Below are 26,140 nucleotides of genomic sequence, written 5' to 3' on the forward strand. Positions count from 1 at the left end.
GTTTTGGTAGAAACCCCAACAAACCAAAGCACAACACTCTGATTCTTAAACAACCCCTTAATCAAAAACGACAAACAATAAACCAAAAACAATCAACCACAAACCTATGAAAACCCCCATTGCCAAACTACTGCTCCTGACCTTGACCTACCTGCTGGCAGGGTCGGTGTGGGCAGCCAAAGTAGATACCATTGATGTGCCAAGCGCCAGCATGAACCGTACGCTGCGGGCGGCCGTGGTACTGCCCGACCGGTACGTGAAAGCCAAAAAACGCGACGCCCGGCCCTTTCCGGTCCTGTACCTGCTGCATGGCGGCTCGGGCAGTTTCCGCGACTGGCTTACCAAAACACCCGACAAAACCCTGCTCCACCGGCTCGCTGATCAATACAATCTCATCATTGTCACGCCCGACGGCGACCCTACGAGCTATTATTTCGATAGTCCGCTGGTCAAGTCGAGTCAGTTTGAGACATTTATCTCCAAAGAGCTAATCGAAAAAATTGACAACAGCTACCGCACCGTACGCGACAAAAAAGGCCGCGTGATAGCGGGCCTGAGCATGGGTGGGCACGGAGCCCTGTTCATCTCGAGCCGCCACCCCGAGCTGTACGCAGCGGCCGGGAGCATGAGTGGAGTAATGAACATCAACACGGCCACCTGGAAAGTACCGGCCGAGTTTGCCAAATCGCGGGCCGACAACCTGGCCCGGCTGCTGGGGCCACCCCAACCGGGCGATGCCCCCTACCCCGACTACACGATGGTCACGCTGGCCGAGCGAATCAAAGCCAATAAGCTGCCCATTATGCTCGACATTGGGGTCGACGATTTTCTGATTGAAGGCAACCGCGATCTGCACCGCCAACTGGTAGCCAACCAAACTCCGCACGACTACCTCGAACGGCCGGGCGCGCATACGTGGGCGTACTGGGACAACGCCCTGCCCTACCAGGTTCTGTTCTTCAGCAAAATTCTAACCGCCAACGGGGTGCTTGTTCCCTAACTCGCCTGATGAAAAAGACACTCCTACCCCTGCTCGGTGGCCTGCTGGCAGTAGCGGCTACGCTGGCGTTTCGGCCTACCCTGCGCGATACCGACCCCGTTGCCATAACCGGTGGCCGTATATCAGGGACGTATAGCGCACAGGGCGATGTTCAGATTTTCCGGGGGGTTCCGTTTGCGGCCCCGCCCGTAGGTGCCCTGCGCTGGAAAGCCCCGCAGCCCGTACAGCCCTGGACGGGTGTGCGCCGGTGCGACGCCTTCGGGCCAAGCCCCGTGCAGGGCGTACCTGCGCCGTTTGGTCCGTGGAGTGCCGAATACCTGATTCCGAAAGAACCCATAAGCGAGGATTGCCTCTATCTGAACGTCTGGACACAGCGCCGGTCGGGCCCGAAACAGCCCGTTCTGGTGTGGGTCTACGGCGGAGGCTTCAATAGTGGAGGCAGTGGGGTTCCGATTTACGACGGCGAAGCGATGGCCCGCAAAGGCATCGTATTTGTGAGTTTCAACTACCGGGTAGGCTCACTCGGCTTCTTTGCCCACCCCGAACTCACCCGCGAGTCGGGCCGGGAGGCATCGGGCAACTACGGCCTGATGGATCAGGTAGCAGCCCTCCGGTGGGTGCAGCAAAACATTACTCAGTTTGGGGGCGACCCCGCCAACGTCACCATCGCGGGGCAATCGGCCGGGTCGATGAGCGTGAACTGTCTGGTGGCTACTCCGCTGGCGAAAGGGCTTTTTCAGAAGGCCATCGCCCAAAGCGGTGCCAACATGGCCGCGCCCGGCCCCTCATTGTCACAAGCCGAAGAAAGTGGCCTGAAACTGGCGCAGGCCCTCGGGGCTACCAGCCTGGCCGACCTCCGGGCGTTGCCAGCAAGTCAGATTATTCAGAAAGCACAGAGCATCCGGGGGCCAATTGTGGACGGGTACGTGCTGCCCGAACCGATTCCGGCCATTTTTGCCGACCGGAAACAAAACGATGTGGCCCTGCTCACCGGCTGGAACGAAGACGAGGGGATGCGCTTTGGGCCACCCCAAACCGCCGACGCGTACCGGAAGCAGATTGAACAACAGCAAGGCCCCAACGCGGCCGACTTCCTGAAACACTACCCCGCTACCACCGATGCCGAAGCGGCTACCTCACAGATGCGGGTTTCGCGGGATATGATTTTCGGGGCGCAAAACTACGCCTGGGCTAACCTTCAGAGTGGGCAGGGGAAACCCGTATTTGTGTACCGGTTCCGGCGGAAAGTACCCGCCACGGGCGAGTACGCCCAGTACGGCGCATTCCATACCGGCGAGGTAGCCTACGCCTACGACAATCTGCGGTTTATCGACAAAAGCCTACGCCCCCTGCAACCCGCCGACGACGAACTGGCCCGCCAGATGTCGGCGTACTGGGCCAACTTTATCCGCACCGGCAACCCCAACGGCGCAGGCTTACCCACGTGGCCCGTGTACTCGGTAGCCTCGAAACAGGTGCTGATGCTCGACACCCAGATTAATGCCCAGCCCCTGCCCGACCAGGCCGCGCTCGATTTCCTGTTCAAAACCATGATTCGTCCCTAATACCCCTTCAGTTTTCACGTACAACCCCAATGTTTATGCAGTTCTCCAAAACCCTTTTGTGGCTGGCCGCACTGGCTATGCCCTTGCTCACTAAGGCGCAAGCCCCAAAAACGCCTACGCCCATTGTAGCGGGTAAAGATGTAGCCGTGGTGGCTACCGAGTCGGGCAAGGTGCGCGGTTACATTCACAACGGCACCTACACGTTTAAGGGCATTCCGTACGCCAAAGCGGAGCGGTTTATGGCCCCTACCAAACCCGACGCCTGGACGGGCGTGCGCTCGTCTACAACCTACGGGCCGGTTTGCCCCATCGACCCCACCACCACGGTCAATGATGAGATCGAGTTCTCGTTTCAGCACAACTGGGGTTACATGAACGAAAACTGCCTGAGCCTGAACGTTTGGTCGCCCCAACTGACAGCAGGCAAAGCGCCCCGGCCGGTGCTGGTGTGGTTCCACGGCGGTGGGTTCTCGGCGGGTTCATCGGTGGAGTTGCCGTCGTACGATGGTGAGAATCTGGCCAAAAAAGGCGATGTGGTCGTCGTGACGGTCAATCACCGGCTCAACCTGCTGGGTTTTCTGGACCTGTCGTCGTTTGGCGACAAATACAAAAACTCCGCGAATGCAGGCATGCTCGACTTGGTTGCATCGTTGCAATGGGTGAAACAAAACATTGCTCAATTTGGGGGCGACCCCAACAACGTCACCATCTTCGGGCAGTCGGGCGGGGGCGGCAAAGTGACCACCCTGATGAATGCGCCGTCGGCCAAAGGGCTGTTCCACAAAGCGATTGTGCAAAGTGGCAGCTACCTAAGCAGCTTCACGAGCCGGGCATTGGCCCAAAAAGTAGGAGCCGCCATGCTCGACGAGCTGAAGCTGCAACCTTCGCAGGTTGATTCGCTGCAGACTATGTCGTATGAGCGCCTGAGTGCCGCCAGCAAGCGGGCCCTGCGCAAGGTCAACGAAAGCCTGAAACCTGAAGAGCGTTCGGGATTTGGGCTGGGCTGGGGGCCGGTACTGGATGGCCTGTTTCTGCCCTACCAGCCGAGCGAAGCAGCCGCCCGCGAACTGGCTAAAAATATCCCGCTGCTGGTGGGCTCAACCAAAACCGAGTTTGGTCCGTTTAACCCCGCCAACCGCGAAACCGACCTGAACAATGCCAAAGCAAGCCTGCAAAAGCGAATGGGCGACAAAACCGATGCGTACATGGCTGCCGTTCGGAAAGCGTACCCCGAAACCGCCAAAGCATCGGACTACCTCGACGTAGACATCAACTTCCGGGCGGGGGCTATTCGGCAGGCCAACCAAAAAGCCGTGGCCGATGCCGCACCTGTGTACATGTACCTGTTTAGCTGGGCCTCGCCCGTAAACGACGGTATGTACAAGTCGATGCACTGCATGGAGTTGCCGTTTGTATTCGACAACATCAGCCGGTGCGAAGAGATGACGGGCGGTGGCAAAGAGGCCCACCTCCTCGCCGACCGCATGAGTCGGGCCTGGCTGGCGTTTGCCCGCACCGGCAACCCCAACCACAAAGGCCTGCCCAACTGGCCGGCTTACAACCCGCAAACCGGTGCCACCATGCTGTTCGACAATACGTGTCAGGTAAAAAACAACCCCGACAAAGAGCTGCTCGAACTGGCCCTGGGAAAACCGTTGTAAGTGCTTTTGGTAAGAAATTGGCTAAGTGAAACAAATAGAACGCGGATGACGCGGATTGGGCAGATATACGCCGATTCCCTTTAGTAATCCGCGTATATCAACTCAATCGGTGTCATCCGCGTTCTATCACGTCACAGTACATAAGTGAATGAATAATGTAAGATGAACGATTGTACTACCTACTGACAATCAGCCATTTCATTATACATTTTACATTATTCATTTTACTTTTAATTCTGCTCTACTTAGTTGCGTTTGAATTAGTCCTTAACAGCGTAGCTCCGAACCAGTTGGCGGGGCTACGCTGTTGTGTTTGTAGACCACCATGAAACGTACACACTTTCTGCAAACGCTCCTGACCGGAGCCCTTGGTATGAACACCTTATCGGCTTTCAAGCAATTTACCGATACACTGCCCGAAGGCGAAACCCTGATGCCCGTTTTGTTTGTGGGCCACGGCTCGCCCATGAACGGGATCGAAGACAACGATTTTAGCCGACGCTGGAAACAGATGGCCACCGAGATGCCAACCCCTACGGCGGTGCTGGTGGTGTCGGCCCACTGGTTTACGCGGGGCACCAAAATCACGGCGATGGACAAACCCCAGACCATTCATGACTTTGGTGGTTTCCCGCAGGCCTTGTTCGATGTGCAGTACCCCGCCCCCGGCAACCCGGCGCTGGCCAAGGAGACGGCCGCCCTGATCCGGTCGACGCCGGTGGAGCTAAACCACGACTGGGGGCTGGACCACGGCACTTGGACTATTGTGCGGCACATGTACCCGCAGGCCAATATTCCGGTGCTTCAGTTGAGCATCGACTTCTCCAAAGGGCCGCAGTACCACTACGACCTCGCCCGTGAGCTGTACGCGCTCCGCCGGAAAGGCGTGCTCATTATGGGTAGCGGCAACATGGTGCATAACCTGCGGATGGTAGCCTGGGACAAACTGAACGAACCGAGCTACGGCTATGACTGGGCCATCAGCCTCAACGATACGTTTAAGCAGCTCATCAGCCAAAACGACGTAAAGCCCCTCATAAACTACAGCAGCCTTGGCCGCGAAGGAGCCCTTGCTATTCCTACCCCCGAACACTACCTGCCCTTGCTGTACACGCTCGGACTACGGACGGGTAAAGACGCTGTATCGTTTTTTAACGACCGGGCCGTGGGCGGTTCACTCACCATGACCTCGGTCCGAATCGGTTAACTCCACACCCTATGCTCGATCAGATCATCGACGCCCGTACGGCCTCACTCGGCAACGGATTCAGTGTCCGGCGGATTCTGCCCTACCGGCTTCGGCGGATGCTCGGGCCGTTTATTTTCATGGATCATGCCGGGCCGGTAAACATCATCCCCGATCGGGTGGCCGACATGGATGTACTGCCGCACCCACACATTGGGCTCTCTACGGTCAGCTACCTGTTCGATGGGCAGGTGACCCACCGCGATAGCCTTGGGGTGCAGCAGGTGATCCGGCCGGGCGAGGTGAACTGGATGAAGGCCGGCAGCGGCATTGCCCACTCCGAACGGTTTGAAGACCCCGCCATGCTGGCCGGGGGGAAGCTGGAGATGATTCAGACGTGGGTGGCCCTGCCCGAAGCTGACGAAGAAAGCGCCCCCACCTTTGAGAACTACCAGCCCGAAATCCTACCCGTGTTTACGGACAAGGGTGTCTGGATGCGCCTGATTGCGGGCGACGCCTTCGGGCTCACCAATGCGGTAAAAACACACTCGCCCCTGTTTTATGCCCATGTGGTGTTGCAGGGCGGCACGCGGTTCGGATTGCCACGCGGCCATGCCGAACGTGGGGCGTATGTGGCCAAAGGTAGCGTAGAGGTCAACGGACACCGGTATGGCGTGGGGCAGTTGCTGGTGTTTACGCCCGGCATTGATCCGGTGCTGATAGCCCACGAAACCTGTACCCTCATGCTGCTGGGCGGAGAACCACTGGGCGAACGGTTTATCTGGTGGAACTTCGTATCATCGCGCCGGGACCGGATTGAACAGGCCAAGGCCGACTGGGAAGCGGGCCGTATTGCGTTGCCTCCCAACGACAACGTCGAGTTTATTCCGTTGCCGCACGATACCTCCCGCCCGGCCGGGGCTCCGCGCACACCGCCCCCGCCCGCGCTCTCGTAGACCGCACTGGCGCGCCCGAAAAAGAGAAAGCCTGACTCCAGCAGAGCCAGGCTTTGCCAGTTGTGTATAGCCTTACTTATCAATGAATAGGCAACCCAACAGGCCGTATTGTTTCCCCATTGGCCTCACCGAATGAGGCTACGGCACATTTACCTTGTAATTTTGCTCAACCTAACCCTCCTCAACTTCTGACGCCATGCTCCCATCCGAACCAACCCGTTGCCCGCGCTGTCACCGGCCGTTTGCGTGCCGGGCCGCTGCCATCCGCACCTGCCAATGTGCGGCTGTACCCCTCACGCCCGCCCAACGCGAATACATAGCCTCTCGCTACAAGGGGTGCCTCTGCGCTGAGTGCCTGCAGGCACTTGCCCGCGAAGTAACCCCCTGATACCGCCTTGCCCATTCTGCCTAAATTCCGTTATTTACAGCCGTTTCCGTAGCCTCACGCCTACGGGTACGGCACGTATGACCAAGCGCGACTTTCTCCGTTCCTTTACGGGCCTTGCGGCTCTGCCGTTTACGCCCCTCCACAACCTGCTACAAACCATCGAGGGCCTCCCGGCCGATACCGTAGCCCGCGAAGAAGCCTTCTGGGAAAGCCTACGGTCGCACTTTACGGTCACCAACGACTTTATCCACCTCGAAAACGGCTACTACATCCTGGCTGCCAACGAGGTGATGGACGCCTTGGTGAACCACGCCCGCACCGTAAACCGGGTGTCGTCGTACTATATGCGAACCCGGCAGTTCGACGATAAACTCGCCGTTCGGAAACAATTGGCCGAAGTAGTAGGCTGCTCGTCTGACGAATTGATTATCACCCGTAACACGACCGAATCGCTCGATACCGTGATTTCGGGCATCGACTGGAAACGGGGCGACGAGGCCGTGATGGCCGTGCAGGACTACGGGGCTATGCTCGATATGTTTGCCCAACAGGCCCGGCGGTACGGTATAGTGAACCGGGAGGTGGAGTTGCCCAACCACCCGCAATCCGACGACGAGCTGGTGAGCCTCTACGAAAAGGCCATCACGCCCAGGACCCGACTGCTGATGTTGTGCCACATCGTGAATATTACGGGTCAGATTCTGCCCGTTCGGAAAATTGCTGATATGGCCCACCGGCACGGCGTGGAAGTGATGGTCGACGGGGCGCATGCCGTTGGGCATTTCGATTTCCGGCTGCCCGACCTCGGCTGCGATTACTACGGCAGCAGCCTGCACAAGTGGCTGGGGTGCCCGCTCGGTGCCGGGATGCTCTACGTTCGGCGCGACAAGGTGAAGGGGCTATGGCCTATGTTTGGCGATGCGGGTTTTGCCGACGACGACATCCGTAAACTAAACCATACTGGTACCCACCCCGTCCATACCGACCTCGCCCTGGCCGATGCCATTCGGTTTCACCAGATGATCGGCATTGCCCGCAAAGAGGCCCGGCTGCGCTACCTGCAAACCTACTGGACTTCGAAAGTGCGGTCGGTGCCCAATATTATAGTCAACACGCCCGCCTACCCGGCCCGGATGTGTGGCATTGCCAACGTGGGTATTCGCGGCATGAAACCGACCGACCTGGCCAAAACCCTGTTTGACCGATACCGAATCTGGACGGTGGGCATTGAGCGGGCCAATGTGCAGGGCGTGCGCGTGACCCCGCACCTGTACACCACCACGGCCGAGCTGGATACGCTCGTAAAAGCCCTGCGCGAATTGGCCGCCTGACATACGGTTGGCTCCCTTTACGGCGTTGACAGAAAGAGACCCGCAGGCCAGATAACTTGATGTAACCTTAGAATGCCTTACACCAGATGGTGTTCAACCGGGCCTTACCAAAATCCTACGTTTCGCCGACGGCTCTGCTACCCCACTAACTTTTACAATAACCTTTTGGAAACTCTGACAACTTTTTCTTAGTTTTCCCTCATACAGTTTTTCCAGCTGTTTGTGCCCGTTATGCTTGCTGCTGAATTGATCGATCCTATGCTGCCAGCGCTGAAGCCTGCCGACACCGTCGGGGAGGCTCTGAATTGGATGCAGGAACACCGCATCGGCCAGATGGTGCTGACCGATCAGACGGAGTACAAAGGCTTGCTGTCGGAAGATGTGCTGATGGACGTGGCCGACGAAGACCGCCCGCTCTCGGAAGTGATGCGGTTGTTTGAGCAAGTGTACGTCTACGAAACCCAGCACGCCCTTGAGCTGCTGAGCGTAGCCCTTGAGCACCGGCTCGAAGTATTGGCCGTGCTCAACGACGCCAAGGAGTTTATGGGTACGGTATCGGTCAACGAACTACTCAAGAACTTCGCCAACGAGCTGGGCATGACCGAGGCCGGGGCCATTCTGATTCTGACCATCGACGAGCGCGACTATTCACTGGCCGAAATTAGCCGCCTGATTGAGTCGAACAACACGAAAGTAATCAGCAGCTATTTTAGCAGCGCGGCTTACGGCATGCCCGACAAGTCGCGGCTTACGTTGAAATTGAACCGGCGCGACATTGGCCCGGTTGTTTCGACCCTCGAACGCTTTGGCTACAACATCGAAGCGGCTTTTGCCAATGCCCCCATCGAAAGTATTGATCAGGAGCGGCTCGATTTGCTGCTGCGCTACCTTAATACGTAGTTTAGAGTTCTCGGTTTAGAGTTCCGGTTTACCGTTGGGGTTCAAAACCGAGTACTGAAAACGTTTTTTCATGAAAATTGCCATTCACGGGCGTAATTTCAGCGTACAAACCAAGCCGTACGTGCAAGCCATGTTCGACGATCTGGTCGAGCGACAGGCGGAAGTACAGATTTCGCACGGCTACCACGAGTTTCTCAACTTTGCGGGCGTTGCCCATCCTTTCCAGTCCACCTACCGCACGCCCGAAGAGCTTTTTGATGCCGATTTTATGCTCAGTCTCGGGGGCGATGGTACGCTGCTGGAGGCCGTTGCCCACGTTGGTGCCCGACAAACTCCGATCGTCGGAATCAACATCGGGCGGCTGGGGTTTCTGGCAACGGTGGCCCCTACGGCTATCAAGTACATGCTTCACGCCATTGTAAACGGGCAGTTCACGATTGATGAGCGCTCGCTGGTGAGCCTGCAAACCGACAAGGATATTTTTGAAGGCATCCCCTTCGCCCTGAACGATTTCACGATTACCCGCACCGAAATGTCGTCGATGATTACGGTGCATACCTACCTCGACGGGCAGTTTCTGAATTCCTACTGGGCCGACGGGCTCATTATATCAACCCCCACGGGGTCAACGGGTTACTCGCTCAGTTGCGGAGGACCGGTGCTGTTGCCTCACACGAATAACTTCATTATCACCCCTATCAGCCCGCACAACCTGAACGTGCGTCCCATGGTCGTGATGGATTCCTGCCAGCTTTCGTTTGAGGTTTCGAGCCGGAGTGGCAATTTCCTGGTCGCCCTCGACTCTCGCTCCCGTACGGTCGATGCCTCGACCCGCCTGAGTGTGCAGAAAGCCGACTTTTCGGCCCGGCTTGTCAAACTCAATGACGACAATTTCCTCAACACTCTGCGCAGTAAACTCAACTGGGGCTTCGATATTCGGAATTGAAGGAGTGAGGAGACAGGAGTGAGTAGTGAGGAGTTGCTGACGCGTAAGCAATACTCGTGCGTCAGCAACTACTCACTACTCACTCCTATCTCCTACCTCCTTATCCCTTTGGCATAATTTTCGTACGAGATTTCCAATAAAATTCAGTTCATAGCCGTTTCGGAAATAGTCGACTTCGGTCGATAATCAGTTCGTAGTGGTTTTATCCTCAATATATGAAGCGTATACACGCATTGACCTCGGGTATTTTGTCGGCGTTGTTAGTGAGCGCGGGCATTCAGGAGAGTATGGCGCAACGCCGACCGAATACCCAATTTGCCCCGTACTCTGAAGTCGGCGTAGGCGTAGGTACGTCCAGCTATTACGGCGATTTGGCCGGCTACCGGGCTGCGCCCAAAGCTACGTTTATCATGCTTCGCTGGAATGCTGGCCTGCACTACACCCGGCACTTTACGCCCCGCATTGCCGCCCGGGCTGGCTTCACCTGGGCACGTATTGCGGGCGACGATTACACGTTCAATAAAGGCAATGGAGGTGGCCCGGTGCAGTACGCCCGAAACCTGCATTTCCGCAACGACCTGAAAGAGTTTGCCCTGACGGGAATTTACAAGTTCCGCCCGGATGGCCGCAACTCCAACCAACGCGCCAAAGTATCGCCCTATGTATTTGCCGGGTTAGCTCTGGTGGCCCATAGCCCCGAAGCCCGCACACCCGTTGATTACGTGGATCCCAACAACCCCGATGCTACCGACAGCGGACGCCGTTGGGTAAAACTGCAACCGCTGGGTACCGAAGGGCAGGGACAGCCCAACTATGCCAAGCCATACTCCCTCGTGACGCTGGCCATCCCCGTCGGGTTTGGAGTCCGCTACAAATACAACGACGATTTCACGATTGCGGCTGAGATTGGTTACCGCTACGCCTTCTCCGACTATCTGGACGATGTAGGTGGCCCATACGCTGCCGACGGCACCCTCTCGGGTCTCTCGGCAACCATGGCCGACCGCCGGGCCGAGCAGTTTGCCGCCCGCAAAAACAAAGACCGCGACCCCAAACTATCGGATCTGGCTCTAAACGATCCCGGTGCGTTTACAACCACAACCCGGGGAGCCAAAGGCATTTTGTCGGATGGGTATCTGCTCACACAAGTTCAGCTCATCTATACCATTCCGGGTAAAATCAAGTGCCCACCGATTCGGTAAAGAAGTTTAGGATTTTAAGTTTTGAGTTTATAGTTTTTTGTGAAGAGGTCGACTCTCAATCTGCATGCCTGCTTGCCTGAATAGTAAACACACAGCCCGACTAACTACGGTCGGGCTTTTTATCGGTCTTCTGATGATGACCCTCGCTACCTACGCCCAGCAGGTTGAACTGGGCGGGGGCTTAGGCGGGATGCTCTACAAAGGCGATCTGGCGCCGAGCCTGAATCCCCGGTTTTATCGGCCCGCTGGCAACCTGTTTTTCCGGTACAATTTTACGCGGTCGTTTTCCATGCGGGCTGGCATTGCCATGGGCGGCATCAAAGCCGAAGACCGGGTCAGCAGCGATCCTTTTCAGCAAGCCCGCAACCGGTCGTTTCGGACCCGCATTGGCGAGGCTACCGTGGATATGGAATACTTTTTCCGTGACTTCAAAATGCTGCGCCGGGTTAAAAACTGGTCGCCGTATGTGTTTGGTGGGATAGGTTATATGTCGTACAGCCCCCGCAACGAAGGCGGCCCTCGGGTAATGTACCCCCTGGGCGTTGGTCTGAAATACGAGATCAAACGGCCCTGGAGCATTGGGTTCGAGTTTGGCACCCGGTTCACCCGCAACGACGACCTCGACGGGTTGGGCAAAGCCGCCGGGGCACCGCGCTTAGCATCGGGCAATCCGGCCCTCAATGATAGCTACACCTATACGGCTATTACACTCAGTTACACGTTTTACAAGATTACGTGCCCCGAATAGAGCCGCAATATGTTGCGGCTCATGAGCGTCAGCAAAAGCATCGGCTCATAGGCGTCAGCAAAACTGACTCATGAACGTCAGCAAAACCTTGCCGTTGCTGAGCCGCAAAATGTTGCGGCTCTACTTTTTCCGTACTTTTGCCCTTCATTCAAGTAATCTGTTCGGTGAAAGTTCATTTAGGTGATCTTATGCGGTTTTGGGGCATTGTGGCAGCAGTCGTTTTGGGAGGGGTAAACGTGGCATCGTCACAAGCGGTAACCAGTGCTCCGGCCGAAGCTACCCTATACAGCTATTGCACACAATTTCAGGGTCTCTACGTAGAAATTCGGCAGCAAACGGTCACTCCATCCGAAGCACGACTTCGGTTCAGCCAGATTATGAATGGGTTGAAAGCCCGGTTTGCGGGCAACGGCACCTCGGCCGGGGCTATCATGGGCGCCGATACCCTGACACCTGCCGACAGTGTGTCGCTCGACAGTCTGCAACGCTCAGGTAATTACTTTGTGTTTCCGTTGCGGGGCTACGGCCCCAGCGCCATTGGAGGAACGCACGGCGAAGGCTACCGGGGCAAAGGATTCGATCTGTTCGACTATAACGTGCGGGGGAGCCACCCGGCTCAGGACATTTTCATTCGCGATACCAATCAGGATTGCCTCGACGACCGCACGCGCCAGCCCGTTGATATTCTGGCCATGACGAGCGGATTGGTGCTTGCCATTGAAACTGGCTGGCAACCCGGCAGCGAATACCGGGGTGGCAACTGGATCTGGGTGTACGACCCCGTGATGCACGGTTTGTTTTACTACGCTCACAACAACGTCGTCGACGTAACGCCCGGCCAATGGGTACAGGCGGGGCAAAAACTGGCAACCATGGGCCGGTCGGGCTATAATGCCTACAAGACTCGCTCACCCACGCACCTGCACCTGATGTATCTGCACCTGTTGCCCGACGGCCTACCCGTTCCGCGCAACACCTACAGCTGGCTCCTGACAGCCCGACGACAATGATTTACTAGCGATGCGTGATAAATGATGAGTGATGAGTTTGCTGACGCCAGAGTATGGTTTTTTGTCAGCAGGCTCATCACTCATCGTTTATCACGCATCACTCTTTGCTACGACTCCCGAACCAGACTCACCCCCGACAGGAAGAAAATCATACCCACGATAAAAGGCGCGGCCGATTCGCCTTTGCTGATGCTCATGCCCAGCACCGGCTTTCCATCAGACAGGAAGGCCACACAGGCGAACAGGACCACAACAGTACCGATAATGGTCAGGGCAGCACCGAAAAAACGGCGAAATTGATTGTTATTCATTGGTATAGCTCCAGATAGATATTGAATGATTGCGTGCTTGGATTACTGAGTAATTGACGTTCTCCAACCCTTAACTCTTTAACCCATAACTCGTATTAGCTTACTTTCTCCAGCCCCCGTTTACGGCCTTCTTCGAGCAAGTAGGGCATGGCTCCTTCGAGCGTATTGGGCACCGTACCCTCGATGATGGCTTCCCGAACGGCCGTTTTCAACTCACCAATGGCCGGCGACGGCTTCAGACCGAACGTTTCCATAATGAGCTCGCCGGTAATTACGGGCTGAAAACTGCGTAGTTTATCCCGTTCTTCCAAATCATGCAGTTTGCGCTCCACCTTATCGAAGTTACGCAGGTGTTTTTGCACCTTCTCGTAATTCTTGGAGGTGATGTCGGCCCGGCACAAGGCCATCAGCCCATCGAGGTCTTCGCCTGCATCCACCAGCAACCGGCGCAGGGCCGAGTCGGTGATGGTCTCTTTGACGAGCGCAATGGGGCGTAGGTGCAACCGAACGAGCTTCTGCACGTACTTCATTTTTTCGTTGAGCGGCAGCTTCAACTTCCGGAAAATACCCGGCACCATGCGCGCGCCGAGGTCTTCGTGCCCGTGAAACGTCCAGCCCACCCGATTATCAAACCGTTTGGTAGCCGGCTTGGCAATATCATGGAGTACAGCCGCCCAACGGAGCCAAAGCTCGGTTTCAGGGTCAGGGGCCGCTTTGGCCGGGTTGGTCCGGTTGGCCACGTTGTCCAGCACCTGAAGCGTATGGTAAAAGTTGTCTTTATGCCCTTTACCATCCACAAACTCGGCCCCACGCAGCAAAACAAACTCCGGGAAAATAAGGTCGAGCAGGCCCGCGTGGTACAACAGCTTAAACCCGTACGAAGGCGTGGGGGCCATGATGATCTTGTTCAGTTCATCAGCAATGCGTTCAGCCGAGACGATACTAATCCGGTCTTTCATGCGCGTAATGGCATCAAACGTATCGGGCTCAATATCAAAATTCAGCTGAGCCGCAAACCGGATAGCCCGCATCATGCGCAGGGGATCGTCGGAAAACGTAATGTCGGGCCCCAGGGGTGTCCGAATCACCTTACGCCGGAGGTCTTTCAACCCGTCGAACGGGTCGATAAGCTCGCCGTAATTGGCCCGATTGAGCCCAATACCCATAGCATTGATTGTGAAGTCACGCCGGTTCTGATCGTCTTCCAATGAGCCATCTTCCACAATCGGCTTGCGCGAGTCGGCCCGGTACGATTCGCGCCGGGCACCCACAAACTCGACTTCCAGGCCGTCGGCTGTTTTAAGCATAGCCGTGCCAAAGCTCTGAAACACGTTGACCGGCACCCCCAGCGCCGTACCTACCGCCCGGGCCAGTTCAACCCCGCTGCCAATGCACACCACGTCGATGTCTTTGGAGGGCCGCTTGAGCACGAGGTCGCGCACATAGCCGCCAATCACGTAGGCCGGTACGCTCAGGGCGTCGGCCTGTCGGGCAATCAGTTCAAAAATAGGATTTGTATGGAGTGTCTCCGAGAAATTCATAAGCAATGACTGATCAGCGGTTAGCGCCGGATAAACTCGACCTCACCGTTGAATCCGAGCCGCATAATCTGCGGTTTCTGAATGGTTGACACCACCTGCCCCATGCCCCCTTCGATGGCTGCCTGCGCTTGCGCCGGTAGTGTATTTGTTTCAAACGGAAGCGTCAGGAGTCCTTTTCCATACCCCCCCAGAAACCGCTGAATATCGGCATTAAGCGAGCGCCGGATGGCAATCTCGGGCGATTTTTCGAGCAAGGCAGGAGCCACGTTTTTGCCCTGTTCATACAAAACGGTCAGCGGCTTTTGGGCAAACTCGACCAGATCGAAAGCGATTTCGGGCATTCTGACCACGTACATGCCTACCTGCTCGGTGGTTTGGGTCAGAATGGTTGGCAGATACGGCGTACCCAACTCAAACTGAAGCTGAAGCAGTTGGGCGACGGCCGCATCGTTTTGCGGGTCGGCGGCTACGGAAAAGCCGGTTTCGTCGGCCAGGCCAATAAGTTTACCCTGCCGGAGCAGATGCGTGAGTTCGCGGGGTGATTGTATCATACGGTTGTAAACCCGCAAAGATACGGTCAAGTTTCCAAACGGGCCTTCTAAACCTGCAACCGGGCCCGAACACATTTACGCCCGTTTTACAAATTACCTATGCAAACCAAACTGAGTCTCCTGCTTGTAAAACCAGGTTGCGAGCTCAAAATCATTCTGCTTAATGGCCAGGTTTTTCTGTTGCCGAAAATGCTTTTTTTGCTCTTCGTACACCAGCAGTTGTGGTATATCGGGCAAAGTTTCAATCGGATTATGGCGAATATCCAGCAACTCAAGTTTAGGCAACTGACTCAGCGAGGCCGGTACGCTACTCAGTAAGTTGTTTCGAACAATCAGTTTCCGAAGATTCGGTAAATCACCGAGTGTATCGGGTAGATAGTCAAGTTGATTGTACCCCAGGTCGAGCACTTCGAGTGACTTTAATTGCCCAATTCGGGCGTCCAGGCTACGTAACTGTCGGGGAATTTTCAGCTCGTTTTGCAGATCCTCTTCCTGTTTTTTCAACTCCTCAGCCAATTCAGCCGAACCGGGTACAGGTACCTTCTCCAACAAACTGATAATTCCCCCATGGCTTTTCAGGCCGAAACCGCATACTGACAACACCCGTAAATGGCGCAGATCAAATACAGTATCTGGTAGCTCGGTCAGATGTAGATTATCGAGTTTTAGGGTATCCGTATGCCCGTTGGCAACAGCCTCAATACGTAGTAAAATTCGGTGATCCATTGCGTATTTGTTGTGTTTGATTACCCATCAATTTACGCAATTTTGCCCAAAAATCCGCATCAAAAACCCGGTTTCTACCTTGGTTTTAACTCAAAATACCCTTTACCAGACATCACCCAGCCCAATTTTCCCGGTCTAAGCTGCGGTACTGAATGGCCTCGGCCAGATGCTCAATTTTGATTTCTTCGGAGCCGGCCAGATCGGCAATGGTACGCGATACTTTCAGGATACGGTCGTAGGCACGGGCCGAGAGACCCAGGCGCTCCATCGCCGTTTTGAGGAGCATCCGACCCGCGTCGTTGATCACGCAAATACTTTTGACCAGTTGCGACGGCATCATGGCGTTGCAGTACACGCCCTCATCGTCGGCAAATCGTTTGGTTTGGGTTTCGCGGGCGCGAATGACCCGCTCCCGGATGGCCTCACTCGTTTCGGCCGGGCGGTTGGCCGTCATCTGATCGAACGAAACGGGGGTCACCTCCACGTGCAGGTCGATCCGGTCGAGCAGGGGGCCGCTTACTTTGTTCAGATACCGTTGCACCACACCGGGGCCACACACGCACTCTTTTTCGGGATGGTTGTAGTAACCACACGGGCAGGGATTCATGCTGGCAATGAGCATAAAATTGGCCGGAAACTCGACTGCCCAACGTGCCCGCGAGATACTCACCCGACGTTCTTCGAGCGGTTGGCGCATCACCTCCAGAGCCGTCCGTTTGAACTCAGGCAGTTCATCGAGAAACAGCACACCGTTGTGCGCCAGCGATATTTCGCCGGGCTGCGGAAAGCTCCCCCCACCTACCAGAGCCGCATCCGAAATCGTGTGGTGCGGAGCACGGTACGGCCGGGTTGAAATTAATGATGCTTTGTTACCCAGCTTGCCGGCCACCGAATGGATCTTTGTCGTCTCTAGAGCTTCCTGCAACGTCAGGGGCGGAAGTATGGTTGGCAACCGCTTGGCCAACATGGTTTTACCAGCTCCCGGCGGGCCAATCATAATCACATTATGCCCACCGGCAGCGGCAATTTCCATAGCCCGTTTGATGTTTTCCTGCCCCTGCACGTGCGAGAAATCGACCTCGTAGCTGTTGAGCGTATTGTAAAACAGGTCGCGGGTATCGGTCACGAGGGGCTTGATGTCTTTTTTGCCTTCGAAAAACTCGACGGCCTCAAGCATCGTTTCCACCCCGATAATATCAATATTGTTGACAATAGCGGCTTCGTGCGCGTTTTCCATGGGCAACACAAACCCTTTGTACCCTTGCTTGCGGGCCTCAATCGCAATGGGCAACACGCCCTTGATGGGCCGCAGCCGCCCGTCGAGCGAGAGCTCACCCATAATCACGTAGTCGGTCAGGTTTTGGGCGGTTGTGATTTGCTCGGATGCCTGCAACACACAGAGGGCAATGGGTAAGTCGTAGGCCGAGCCCTCTTTGCGCACATCGGCCGGGGCCAGGTTGACCACCACTTTTTGCCGGGGCATTTTGAACCCCGACGATTTGAGCGAGGCCTCAACCCGGTGTTCACTTTCCTTCACGGCACTGTCGGGCAGGCCCACGAGGTTAAAACCTAACCCCTGCGCCACCACAACTTCGATGGTAATCAGACTGGCGTTGACGCCATAAACAGCCGCCCCGAAGGTTTTGGCAAGCATATTTCAGTACGAGTCAAGTTACGAATACGAAAAAAATTGAATTCTACCGCTCAACAGATAATGTTATCATTCGCCTTTCCGAAGGCTTGGCAAGGTAATCTAAAAGTATAGGCAAATACGCTTTTAAATTCGATAACGTGTTTCGGCCGACGTCCAGCACAATTACGGAAACGGGTAGTGTTGTTTCATTCTGTTGATAAGGCATACTCTTATCTACGCCAATCAAAACATCGAAATTGTGAGCCGCCATAAGTTGTAGTAGCTGGCCATTTTTAATGCCGTTCCACCCCATGAACTTTACCGTATACACCTCATGCTCTGTCCCCTCAAAGCTCATCCTAAAGCGCACATCGATGTTCTCGTCAAGCAGTACCTTCATACTGGGTAGAAAAAGAATTCAGCATTTTTGACGCTAACTCAATTATCACATGGGCTTGTTCTCGACCGACGGATGGATAACCCAACAAAAAATCATCCAAAGAACTCTCCTCAAGATGATCGAAAAGAGTCTGAATAGCCACCCGTGTTCCTTTGAATACGGGCTTTCCACCCAGTATTTCAGGATCCACTACAATAACATCCTTCGCTGTCAACATGCATGATCTCATTTATCGAAACGAAGATAGCCTATTCTACTCTTTCCAGCGCCATTCATTAGCAATCTGCAAAGGCGTTCGTAAGCCCTGCGCAATGAGGTAATCGCGGGTTTTGGTATCGTCGAACCGGCGGGTCGGAATGGCGTCGGCATCGGCCAGGGCGTACAGCACCATAGCCGAATAGCGAACGGTATTCTGCATTTGATCGCGGTTGACGAGGTTGATCCGGTCGCAGTTGGCGTGATAACAATCAAGCACCTCTTTGGTCAGGTGCCCGTTCATACCCACAATCGGCACCCCCTCAACCATAAATGGCTGATGGTCGGAGTGCAACCCGGCCTGATTGGTCATCTGATTCTGAAACGCGGGCTCCACCTGCTGAATGGTCTCGCCCACGGCCTTGAAAAACGACACCATATCGTCGCGTCCGAAGGCATTGATACCGGTCGGGTCGTTGGTCATGTCGAGGTTCATCACGTACCGGACATTGTCGAGCTGACCACGCCGTTTGAGGTCTTCGGCCATGGCGCGCGACCCCAGCAGGCCCTGCTCTTCGCCCATAAACATGACAAACTCAATGGTGCGCCGGGGCTTCAGTTTCAGCTTGCGGAACGTGCGGGCAATATCGAGCACCGAAAACGAGCCAATGCCGTTGTCGATGGCACCGGTGGCCAGATCCCACGAGTCTAGGTGTCCGCCAATCACGATTTTCTCGTTTGGGAAGTCGCTGCCGGGCAGGGTAGCCACCACGTTGCGGGCTTTGATTTTCCGGCTTATGTTAGTCATGTCGATCACCGCATGGAGCCGGTCTTTAGCTTCCTCGGCCATCCACTGCCGGAGCGACATGCCGCTTTCGTACGAAATACAAACGGCCGGAATCGGAATGAGCTTCCCCGTGACCGAGGCCGTTCCGGTGAGCAGCACATTGCCCGGCACCAGATTGACCATAATCACGCCAATAGCTCCGTACTGAATGGCGAGGGCCGTTTTTTCGGAGCGGTGCAGGTTGCGGGCTCCTTTGGCCCCGCTCAGGCCAATGTTGATCAGGGCTATTTTGCCTTTGATCTTGTCTTTGAGCGCGACAAAGTCACCTTCGAGGCCGTTCCCGACGTCCACAATTTCGCCCCGGATGTGGGCTTCTACGGGCGAGTGTGCCAGCGAAACCACCTTCACATCCCGGAAATTATCGCTCTTGTTGGGAACAACCGCCAGCGTGACGGTGTCGCGCATCCACGACTCCACCTCGAACGGTTCGTAGCGTACCTCCTTGAATCCGTACGACCGCAGCAGGTCGTAGGCGTACTGCTCGGCTTTGGCGCCGTTGGGGCTGCCGGTCAGGCGGTGGCCAATCTGATTACTGGCATCGGCGAGGGTTTCGTAGGCCCGGCCGTTTTTCAGAATGTCGCTGTTGATTCGGCCAAACACTTTAGCCACTGATGGGCGAAGGAAAACCGAATTTCGAGCGGGTGTGGGGTCCATCGTGAAAGCCGCCGACAGCGTGACCGTTCCGGCAACAATCAGAAAAAAAACGAACGAATGGGGGTAAAATTTTCTGTGCATAGACGACACAACGGTCATTTTCTCCTAAAAATACAAAAACTACATTCTTTATGCAAAGACAATAACGGATTAGAAAACGTTTAAAGAGGAAGTGTAAATAGTTTATTTTTGTATGAAACAAAGCTATAAGGCCCATCCCTGGCATGGTATTCCAGTGGGCGAGAAAGCCCCTGAGATCGTCACGGCCTTCATTGAAATTGTACCAACGGATACAGTTAAGTACGAAATCGATAAAGAAACCGGTTACCTCAAAATCGATCGTCCGCAACAATACTCCAACGTGATTCCGGCCCTGTACGGGTTTATTCCGCAGACCTATTGCGGGGAGCACATTGCCAAACTGGCTTCTGAGAAAGCCGGTCGTACCGTTGAAAAAGGCGATGGTGACCCTATCGACATCTGCGTGCTGACCGAGCGCGAAATTACCCACGGCGACATCATCCTGCAAGCCATCCCGATCGGGGGATTCCGCCTGATTGATAAGGGCGAAGCCGACGACAAAATCATTGCCGTACTGAAAGGTGATGCCATGTATGGCCAGTACGACGACCTGACCGACCTGCCGCCCGCCGTTACCAAGCGGTTGCAGCACTACTTCCTGACCTACAAGAACCTGCCCGGCGAAAAAGCGCATACCGAAATTACCAACGTGTACGGCCGCGAAGAGGCTCAGCAGGTAATTGAGGCATCGCTGAAAGATTACGCCGAGCTCGTCATCTAAACAGCAAAGGTGTTTGAATGCAAAAGCCGCCAACTGATACCAGTTGGCGGCTTTTTTTGAGGGGTTAGATAATCCGATCAGGCCATTTGAGGTTGCCGAAACAACGCCATTACCCCATCGAGCCGACGCCGGGCCACCGATAGCTCAACCCCACCCGTGAGCCGAACCGAGCCGGTATGGTGGCCGGGTATCGTATGAATGTCCTGCACATGGCCGGGGTTGACCATCGAGGATTTATGAATGCGGGTTAGCTGCGGCAGTATTCCTTCCATTACTTTAAGGGTTTGGCTGATCATGATCTGGCGTCCATTGACCAGATGAATCCGGCAGTAGTTACCGTCGCCCTGTACCCAGACGATCTGATCGACAGTGAGCCGGTTTTTGTAGCCCGGAATCCGTAAGTAAGCCGCCTGGTCTTTGCCAGCCAGCATGGGTTTCTGAAGGGGTGATGAGCACAGCATGATTTCTCTGATTTTCGTTCGTTGAGTTAAATGAATCCTACCTGTTTAGCGCGATAAAGCTGACCACGTTTTGCGCCAGCCAACGTAAGCACCGATCTGATTAGGGTGTCGGAGCAGCTTCCCCTGATCGTAACCGACCGATACCAGCAGCGTAGAGCCCGCAGCCCCACGCAGCGTACGAGTCACCGAAACTAAGCCCGATACCTGATTGGTATTGGCCGGAAAGGCCGCCGGAAACGTCCCGTAATTTCGGCTGAACGTTACCTTGGTCTGATAACCCCACCACCGGCTCAGATTACCCGACAGGCCGGTATGTAACGCCCAAACCCGGTAGTTGTTGATCCCGAACCGCCCACTGATGAGCTGATTGTCGAGCGTGTACCCCGAAAAAGGGATCGAAGGCAGGTCGGGGTTCGTATCGGTTGTCTGGCTAATCAGGGGTGTGCCGATGGTGCGTCCCTTGTACGACCAGCCTTCGGGGTACTGCCCATTGATAAAGTACTGCTCCGGCTCGCCACCGAGGTAACGCCCAAACTGATACACGCCCTGATTACCCGAGTTGAACAGTTCCAGAACAGCCTCGCTCAGCAGCGGCCGTGGCCGCTTGCTCACGTAACGCAACCCGTAGAGGCCGTCTTCGATATTGCGGAAATTATACAGCTTACGACCCAGATCGTAGAAGTGCTGCTGATAATGAAAGAGCGACCCTTGCGGCAACTGAAGCTCCAGGCCTACTTCGGCCGAGCCCCGGTGATCGCCCACCCGGTTCTGATCAAACGTGGTAAACTTAGCCCGGTTCTTGAGGGCATCGGTTTTAAGGGGTAGCACCACGTTCATATAGGCTACAAAACTGTCGGCCAGTTGCCCTTCAAACGAACTCGTGGGGTCGCGCTCCAGAAACCGCGCATACCCGCCCCATTGTGCCTGATGGGTGAAGGCTCCATACACCCGAAACAAAGACCGTGGCTTGCCCAGCCGCACGTAAATGGCTTTCTGATGCAGGTATGAGTCGCGAACGTACTCACCCCGGCCAAACCACCCGTGCGAAAACGACCCTTTCACCGACACCCAGCCGTTGGTAAAACCAAGCGGCCAATACTCAGGAATGGCCAGCTCGACGCGCGGAATAGGCAGGGTATTACCCGACCAGACAAATGAGCCCGATGAGAATCGGCTATCGGCCAGCCCCACAACCTGTTTCCGCCGACCAGCCCACAGCTCAAATACGCCTACCCGGACTTTACCGTAAGCTTCGGCCACGAGCAACCGACTCTCGGCCGCGCCCTGCCCTACCAGTTGAACGCCATACCCCCAGTCGAGTTTCCGGCGTTGGGGACTCTGCGGATACCGGTAGTCCGACTGGGCCGTACCAATCAGCAAACCGGCCGGGCCCGTTTTCGGAATAATACCGAACTGATTGGTTTGAAGCCAGTACGGGACCTGATCGGTTGAAGAAGCCAGCACACCCGCTTCGGCCTGCAACAGGTGCGCTCGCACCGGCAAGGTGTCGGGCTTGGCGGGTTGGTCGTCGTCGGTCGTGGTGAGCGGGCGTGGCAACCCAAGCCCACTATTCAGCAGTTGGCCCGTACTGGCCGTCGGCAATTGATTGACAGACTGCGCCTGTGCCGAAAGGCTCAACGTACCGCACAGCATGAGCGATTGCACGCCCAACCGTATTGCCCCCGCCAGTTGGAAGCTTGAATAAGGTGAATGCATACGAGTAGAGGCCAAAGCCTCAGTCTTAATAGCGAATGGAAAAGCAGAAAGGGGCCTATAAGCAGGGTATACCTATAGAAATGAATACTAAAACGAAGTCAGACAGGCACAGAGCGGGTCTAACGACGTACCTTATACGAACAGAGGGAGCAAGACGGCCCGGCGGAGAGCACGGGAGCAGGAAGCGTCATTGTCGACGATCCTCATTCATCCGTCTAAAAATGGGGGAAGAGGTCGGAGTCCCCGTATCGATCAGGGTCCGTTTTCGTTTTAACAGGAAATCTCCGGCTTTAGCCAGGTAAGCAGTGGCGGCAAAGGTGTAGATAACATATTTCGCGGCCGACAACTCCTCACCTGGCAAAATCTCAAGATCGAGATAAATCAGGGCTAGTTGGAGGGCGGCAACCAGGAGGAGGGTAGTGCTCAGCACAGCAGCTCCGAGGAGGCCTTCTTTCATATGGATTAACTAACGTTGAGAGGTGTAAAGTTTGAGTACTTTTCTGTATCTAACAAGACCCACACCCCGGCCTGATAAGGATAGTTAGCCAATGGGAAACCCCCTCTGTGCCTACGCTCACACCGCACACACGTCACCAAACTAATAAAATATGCCTATTCAGACGTATATAGGCCAATTTGGCGAATAGACAGGCAACAAATGAAAGCAATCACATTAATTGTAACTAACTGTAACAAGTTAGGCAACGGCCCAGCCCCAACCAAGTTGTGTGGGCGACCTGCACGCTACCCAAGGGAAGGCTATTCCTAAAAAAAGGGTATCTTTCAGCCAGTTAAACCCACTTTCCTCATGACAAAATCGTTTACCCACCTTATTCTCTTTGGCTATGTAACCTTATTGGGATGTTCCGCCAATCAGACCCAGCACGAAGCCAACACCGAAACCAAACCGGCCGCCCAAACAGCAGTGGCCGTACATCAGACCGCTCTGACGGCTACGGCCGCCCAAAACACCCCCGATGGCCTTATCCGGGCGCTGTACAAGGCACATGACGCCGGTAAAAGTCCGTTTTTTCAGGATAAAGACCGCGCGCTCGTCGACCGGTTCTTTGTGAAAGAAATGGCCGACCTGATCTGGGATGATGCCGTGCTATCGGCCCGAAACGGCGATATAGGTATGCTCTCGGCCGATCCGCTGTACAACGCGCAGGATATGGATGTCAAAGACTTTGTCATTCACCAACCTGAAATTGACGGCGACGGGGCCGAGGTACTGGTTACGTTTATCAACCTTGGTGAAAAGCAAGAGCTCACCTACCTGCTCGAAAAAGAGAAGGGGCAGTGGCGCATTGGCGATCTTTTCTACGGCGACGGCAGGCAATTGTTTCAGCTGCTCAGCGGCCGCGCCGAAGAAACACCCTGATAGTCATCTATTCACTGTAGGCAGTCGGCCGCACCTGTTATAAGGCAGGTGCAGCCGGGTTTCCACTCCCGGCCGCTTCTCGGCCATTGATCCCCAAATAGGCACACTCAACATTTTTCGCCCGTTTGGGTGCAAATCGCTGCGTAAGTTTGTTTACTGTAAGTACTCTGATACGAATCGATTTTTCATTCATGCGCCAATTTTTGAAATACGTACTCGCGACCATCGTCGGCCTGCTGCTTTTTAGCATCGTCGGATTCCTGCTGCTGATTGGTATGAGCGCGGCTTTGTCGTCGGGCAATAAAACCATCGTCAAGTCAAACTCGGTGCTACGGCTCAACCTCGATAGCCCCATTCGGGAACAAAGCGTCGATAATCCGTTCGACGGCATCGGCGGCCCCTTCAATTCGGAGGGTGACGTGATCGGCCTGATCGACATTCGGGAAGCTTTGGAAAAAGCCAAAACCGACGACGACATCAAGGGCATTTACCTCGAATCGCAATATCCACAGGCGGGCTGGGCTACCATCGAAGAAATTCGGAACGCCCTCATCGACTTCAAAAAGTCGAAAAAGTTTGTGTATGCCTACAGCGAGGTAATGACTGAAAAAGGCTACTACCTGGCCTCAGTAGCCGATAAAATCTATATCAACCCGGCCGGAGCCATTGAATGGAACGGGCTGGATGCCGAACTGACCTTTTTCAAAGGCACCCTCGACAAACTGGGGATCAAGCCCGAAGTGTTTAAGGTAGGCGATTTTAAAAGCGCCGTGGAGCCGTTTACCCGCGAGAACATGAGCGACCCCAACCGTTTGCAGGTGAAGTCGTTCCTGTCGTCGATTAACAATCACATGGTGGCCAATATTGCCATGAGCCGTGGCCTCCGTGCCGACTCGCTGCAACGCTTTGCCGACAACCTGAGCATTCAGACCCCCGGCGATGCCCTGAAACGCAAACTGATTACGAATGTGGGCTATCAGGACGAAGTAGAAGACCTGATTCGGAAGCAAATTGGCGTGGCTGACCGCAAGAAAATTGACTATATCTCGCTGGGGAAATACAACGATGCGGTGCCTTCTGAGGACGACGAAAACTCAAGTAAAAACCGCATTGCCGTCATTATTGCTTCGGGCGATATCAACTCGGGTAAAAGCGACGACAACGCCATTGGGTCGGAGACGGTGGCCGAAGAGCTCCGCAAGGCGCGGCTCGACGAAAAGGTGAAAGCCATTGTGATCCGGGTGAACTCAGGCGGTGGTAGCGCTCTGGCTTCAGACGTAATGCAGCGCGAGGTTGAACTGGCCCGTAAAGTAAAACCCGTGATCGGCTCCATGTCCGACTACGCGGCTTCGGGCGGGTACTATATGCTGATGGGTTGCACCAAAATTCTGGCACAGCCCAACACCATCACGGGCTCTATTGGGGTGTTCTCGCTGCTGTTCAATACCGAGAACTTCTTCAAAGACAAGCTGGGCGTAACCTACGACCGGGTGCTGACCAACACCAACGCCGACTTCCCCTCGCTCACGCACGAGATGTCGCCGTTCCAGAAACAAACGCTGCAACAAAGCACCGAGCGGATTTATCGCACCTTCACGGGCAAGGTAGCCACGGGCCGTAAATTGCCGATCGATAGCGTACGGGCCATTGCCAGCGGTCGGGTCTGGACGGGTACGCAGGCCAAAGCCAACGGACTGGTCGACGAGCTGGGTGGTCTGGAAGACGCCATTAAACTGGCAGCCAAAACCGCCAAACTCGGCAGCGATGACTATAAAATTAAGTACGTACCGCGTAAAAAAGACTTCGTGGAAAAGCTGCTGAGCTCGATGAACGACGAAGAACAGGCGCAATTTAACGCGCAGCTGGGCGAGCTGGCCCCGTACGTGACGTACCTCCGCAAACTGAAAACGATGGAAGGAGTTCAGGCTCGTCTGCCGTTCGAGATGGAGATTCGATAAAGTAGGTTAAATTGATTTTCGCGAAAGGGTCGGCGGGTTCGTCGGCCCTTTTTTACGAACTTTAAGAACGA

The 26,140-nt window shown here is 55.2% G+C and carries 26 protein-coding genes; 15 read left to right on the forward strand and 11 right to left on the reverse strand.

All coding sequences use genetic code 11. The annotated features are described in order from the left end of the window. The first annotated feature begins 106 nt into the window (after window positions 1-106). From RUDLU_RS0109435 to RUDLU_RS0109490, 12 genes are all read left to right on the forward strand, one after another. Window positions 107-1,000 carry an alpha/beta hydrolase gene (locus RUDLU_RS0109435; protein ID WP_019988131.1) on the forward strand — a complete coding sequence of 298 codons (894 nt, stop codon included), beginning with the start codon at window positions 107-109 and terminating at the stop codon, window positions 998-1,000. Between the two features lie 8 nt (window positions 1,001-1,008). Continuing rightward, window positions 1,009-2,565, forward strand: coding sequence for a carboxylesterase/lipase family protein (locus tag RUDLU_RS0109440; RefSeq protein WP_019988132.1), 1,557 nt, complete (start codon window positions 1,009-1,011; stop codon window positions 2,563-2,565). A 29-nt stretch (window positions 2,566-2,594) separates the two neighbouring features. Beyond that, the gene (locus RUDLU_RS0109445) at window positions 2,595-4,226 is read left to right on the forward strand and encodes a carboxylesterase/lipase family protein (RefSeq protein WP_019988133.1); all 1,632 of its coding nucleotides are present in this window, start codon (window positions 2,595-2,597) and stop codon (window positions 4,224-4,226) included. 373 nt (window positions 4,227-4,599) lie between these two features. Then, the gene (gene ygiD / locus RUDLU_RS0109450; RefSeq protein ID WP_019988134.1) at window positions 4,600-5,433 is read left to right on the forward strand and encodes a 4,5-DOPA-extradiol-dioxygenase; all 834 of its coding nucleotides are present in this window, start codon (window positions 4,600-4,602) and stop codon (window positions 5,431-5,433) included. Between the two features lie 11 nt (window positions 5,434-5,444). Further along, entirely contained in the window at window positions 5,445-6,368 is a 924-nt protein-coding gene (locus tag RUDLU_RS0109455) for a pirin family protein (protein WP_019988135.1), read from the forward strand. A gap of 196 nt (window positions 6,369-6,564) precedes the next feature. Beyond that, on the forward strand, window positions 6,565-6,756 hold the full coding sequence (locus tag RUDLU_RS29250; RefSeq protein ID WP_083940552.1) for a cysteine-rich CWC family protein: 192 nt from the start codon (window positions 6,565-6,567) through the stop codon (window positions 6,754-6,756). 77 nt (window positions 6,757-6,833) lie between these two features. Then, window positions 6,834-8,087 carry an aminotransferase class V-fold PLP-dependent enzyme gene (locus RUDLU_RS0109465; protein ID WP_019988136.1) on the forward strand — a complete coding sequence of 418 codons (1,254 nt, stop codon included), beginning with the start codon at window positions 6,834-6,836 and terminating at the stop codon, window positions 8,085-8,087. Between the two features lie 231 nt (window positions 8,088-8,318). Continuing rightward, a complete protein-coding gene (locus tag RUDLU_RS0109470) occupies window positions 8,319-8,987 on the forward strand; it encodes a CBS domain-containing protein (RefSeq protein WP_019988137.1) in 669 nt (222 codons plus the stop codon). 70 nt (window positions 8,988-9,057) lie between these two features. Further along, a complete protein-coding gene (locus tag RUDLU_RS0109475) occupies window positions 9,058-9,933 on the forward strand; it encodes an NAD kinase (protein ID WP_019988138.1) in 876 nt (291 codons plus the stop codon). Window positions 9,934-10,148: 215 nt separating this feature from the next. Beyond that, window positions 10,149-11,135, forward strand: coding sequence for a DUF6089 family protein (locus tag RUDLU_RS0109480; RefSeq protein WP_027302909.1), 987 nt, complete (start codon window positions 10,149-10,151; stop codon window positions 11,133-11,135). A gap of 64 nt (window positions 11,136-11,199) precedes the next feature. After that, the gene (gene porG, locus RUDLU_RS0109485) at window positions 11,200-11,883 is read left to right on the forward strand and encodes a type IX secretion system protein PorG (RefSeq protein WP_044129398.1); all 684 of its coding nucleotides are present in this window, start codon (window positions 11,200-11,202) and stop codon (window positions 11,881-11,883) included. Window positions 11,884-12,071: 188 nt separating this feature from the next. Continuing rightward, window positions 12,072-12,893, forward strand: coding sequence for a M23 family metallopeptidase (locus tag RUDLU_RS0109490; protein ID WP_019988141.1), 822 nt, complete (start codon window positions 12,072-12,074; stop codon window positions 12,891-12,893). Window positions 12,894-13,000: 107 nt separating this feature from the next. Here the strand turns inward: RUDLU_RS0109490 and RUDLU_RS0109495 are convergent, their stop codons facing one another. From RUDLU_RS0109495 to RUDLU_RS0109530, 8 genes are all read right to left on the reverse strand, one after another. Then, the gene (locus tag RUDLU_RS0109495) at window positions 13,001-13,204 is read right to left on the reverse strand and encodes a hypothetical protein (protein ID WP_019988142.1); all 204 of its coding nucleotides are present in this window, start codon (window positions 13,202-13,204) and stop codon (window positions 13,001-13,003) included. 95 nt (window positions 13,205-13,299) lie between these two features. After that, a complete protein-coding gene (locus tag RUDLU_RS0109500; protein ID WP_019988143.1) occupies window positions 13,300-14,745 on the reverse strand; it encodes a CCA tRNA nucleotidyltransferase in 1,446 nt (481 codons plus the stop codon). Window positions 14,746-14,765: 20 nt separating this feature from the next. Beyond that, window positions 14,766-15,296, reverse strand: a complete 531-nt coding sequence (locus tag RUDLU_RS0109505) for an L-threonylcarbamoyladenylate synthase (RefSeq protein ID WP_027302912.1) — start codon at window positions 15,294-15,296, stop codon at window positions 14,766-14,768. Window positions 15,297-15,389: 93 nt separating this feature from the next. Next, on the reverse strand, window positions 15,390-16,022 hold the full coding sequence (locus RUDLU_RS28720) for a leucine-rich repeat domain-containing protein (protein ID WP_019988145.1): 633 nt from the start codon (window positions 16,020-16,022) through the stop codon (window positions 15,390-15,392). A gap of 112 nt (window positions 16,023-16,134) precedes the next feature. Next, complete coding sequence (locus RUDLU_RS0109515; RefSeq protein WP_019988146.1) at window positions 16,135-17,676, reverse strand: YifB family Mg chelatase-like AAA ATPase; 1,542 nt, start codon at window positions 17,674-17,676, stop codon at window positions 16,135-16,137. Between the two features lie 43 nt (window positions 17,677-17,719). After that, window positions 17,720-18,055 (reverse strand): DUF5615 family PIN-like protein, encoded by a 336-nt coding sequence (locus RUDLU_RS0109520; protein ID WP_019988147.1) that lies wholly within the window; start codon window positions 18,053-18,055, stop codon window positions 17,720-17,722. Beyond that, entirely contained in the window at window positions 18,039-18,284 is a 246-nt protein-coding gene (locus tag RUDLU_RS29255) for a DUF433 domain-containing protein (protein WP_342663133.1), read from the reverse strand. Before RUDLU_RS29255 ends, RUDLU_RS0109520 begins: the two co-directional genes overlap by 17 nt. A 24-nt stretch (window positions 18,285-18,308) precedes the next feature. Then, entirely contained in the window at window positions 18,309-19,832 is a 1,524-nt protein-coding gene (locus tag RUDLU_RS0109530; RefSeq protein ID WP_157580147.1) for a M20/M25/M40 family metallo-hydrolase, read from the reverse strand. Window positions 19,833-19,944: 112 nt separating this feature from the next. On the opposite strand from RUDLU_RS0109530, the gene RUDLU_RS0109535 reads away from it, so the two are divergent. Beyond that, window positions 19,945-20,553 (forward strand): inorganic pyrophosphatase, encoded by a 609-nt coding sequence (locus RUDLU_RS0109535; protein ID WP_019988150.1) that lies wholly within the window; start codon window positions 19,945-19,947, stop codon window positions 20,551-20,553. Window positions 20,554-20,630: 77 nt separating this feature from the next. Here the strand turns inward: RUDLU_RS0109535 and RUDLU_RS0109540 are convergent, their stop codons facing one another. The 3 genes from RUDLU_RS0109540 to RUDLU_RS0109550 form a co-directional block, all read right to left on the reverse strand. Next, on the reverse strand, window positions 20,631-21,014 hold the full coding sequence (locus tag RUDLU_RS0109540) for a LytR/AlgR family response regulator transcription factor (RefSeq protein ID WP_083940553.1): 384 nt from the start codon (window positions 21,012-21,014) through the stop codon (window positions 20,631-20,633). Window positions 21,015-21,059: 45 nt separating this feature from the next. Beyond that, complete coding sequence (locus RUDLU_RS0109545) at window positions 21,060-22,730, reverse strand: capsule assembly Wzi family protein (protein ID WP_157580149.1); 1,671 nt, start codon at window positions 22,728-22,730, stop codon at window positions 21,060-21,062. Between the two features lie 187 nt (window positions 22,731-22,917). Continuing rightward, window positions 22,918-23,187, reverse strand: coding sequence for a hypothetical protein (locus RUDLU_RS0109550; protein ID WP_019988153.1), 270 nt, complete (start codon window positions 23,185-23,187; stop codon window positions 22,918-22,920). Between the two features lie 351 nt (window positions 23,188-23,538). Here RUDLU_RS0109550 and RUDLU_RS0109555 point away from each other — a divergent pair, with 351 nt between their 5' ends. After that, window positions 23,539-24,111 carry a DUF3828 domain-containing protein gene (locus tag RUDLU_RS0109555; protein WP_019988154.1) on the forward strand — a complete coding sequence of 191 codons (573 nt, stop codon included), beginning with the start codon at window positions 23,539-23,541 and terminating at the stop codon, window positions 24,109-24,111. A gap of 191 nt (window positions 24,112-24,302) precedes the next feature. Beyond that, the gene (gene sppA / locus RUDLU_RS0109560) at window positions 24,303-26,069 is read left to right on the forward strand and encodes a signal peptide peptidase SppA (RefSeq protein WP_019988155.1); all 1,767 of its coding nucleotides are present in this window, start codon (window positions 24,303-24,305) and stop codon (window positions 26,067-26,069) included. Window positions 26,070-26,140 lie beyond the last annotated feature (71 nt).

The sequence above is a fragment of the Rudanella lutea DSM 19387 genome (genome assembly GCF_000383955.1).
Lineage (GTDB): Bacteria > Bacteroidota > Bacteroidia > Cytophagales > Spirosomataceae > Rudanella > Rudanella lutea.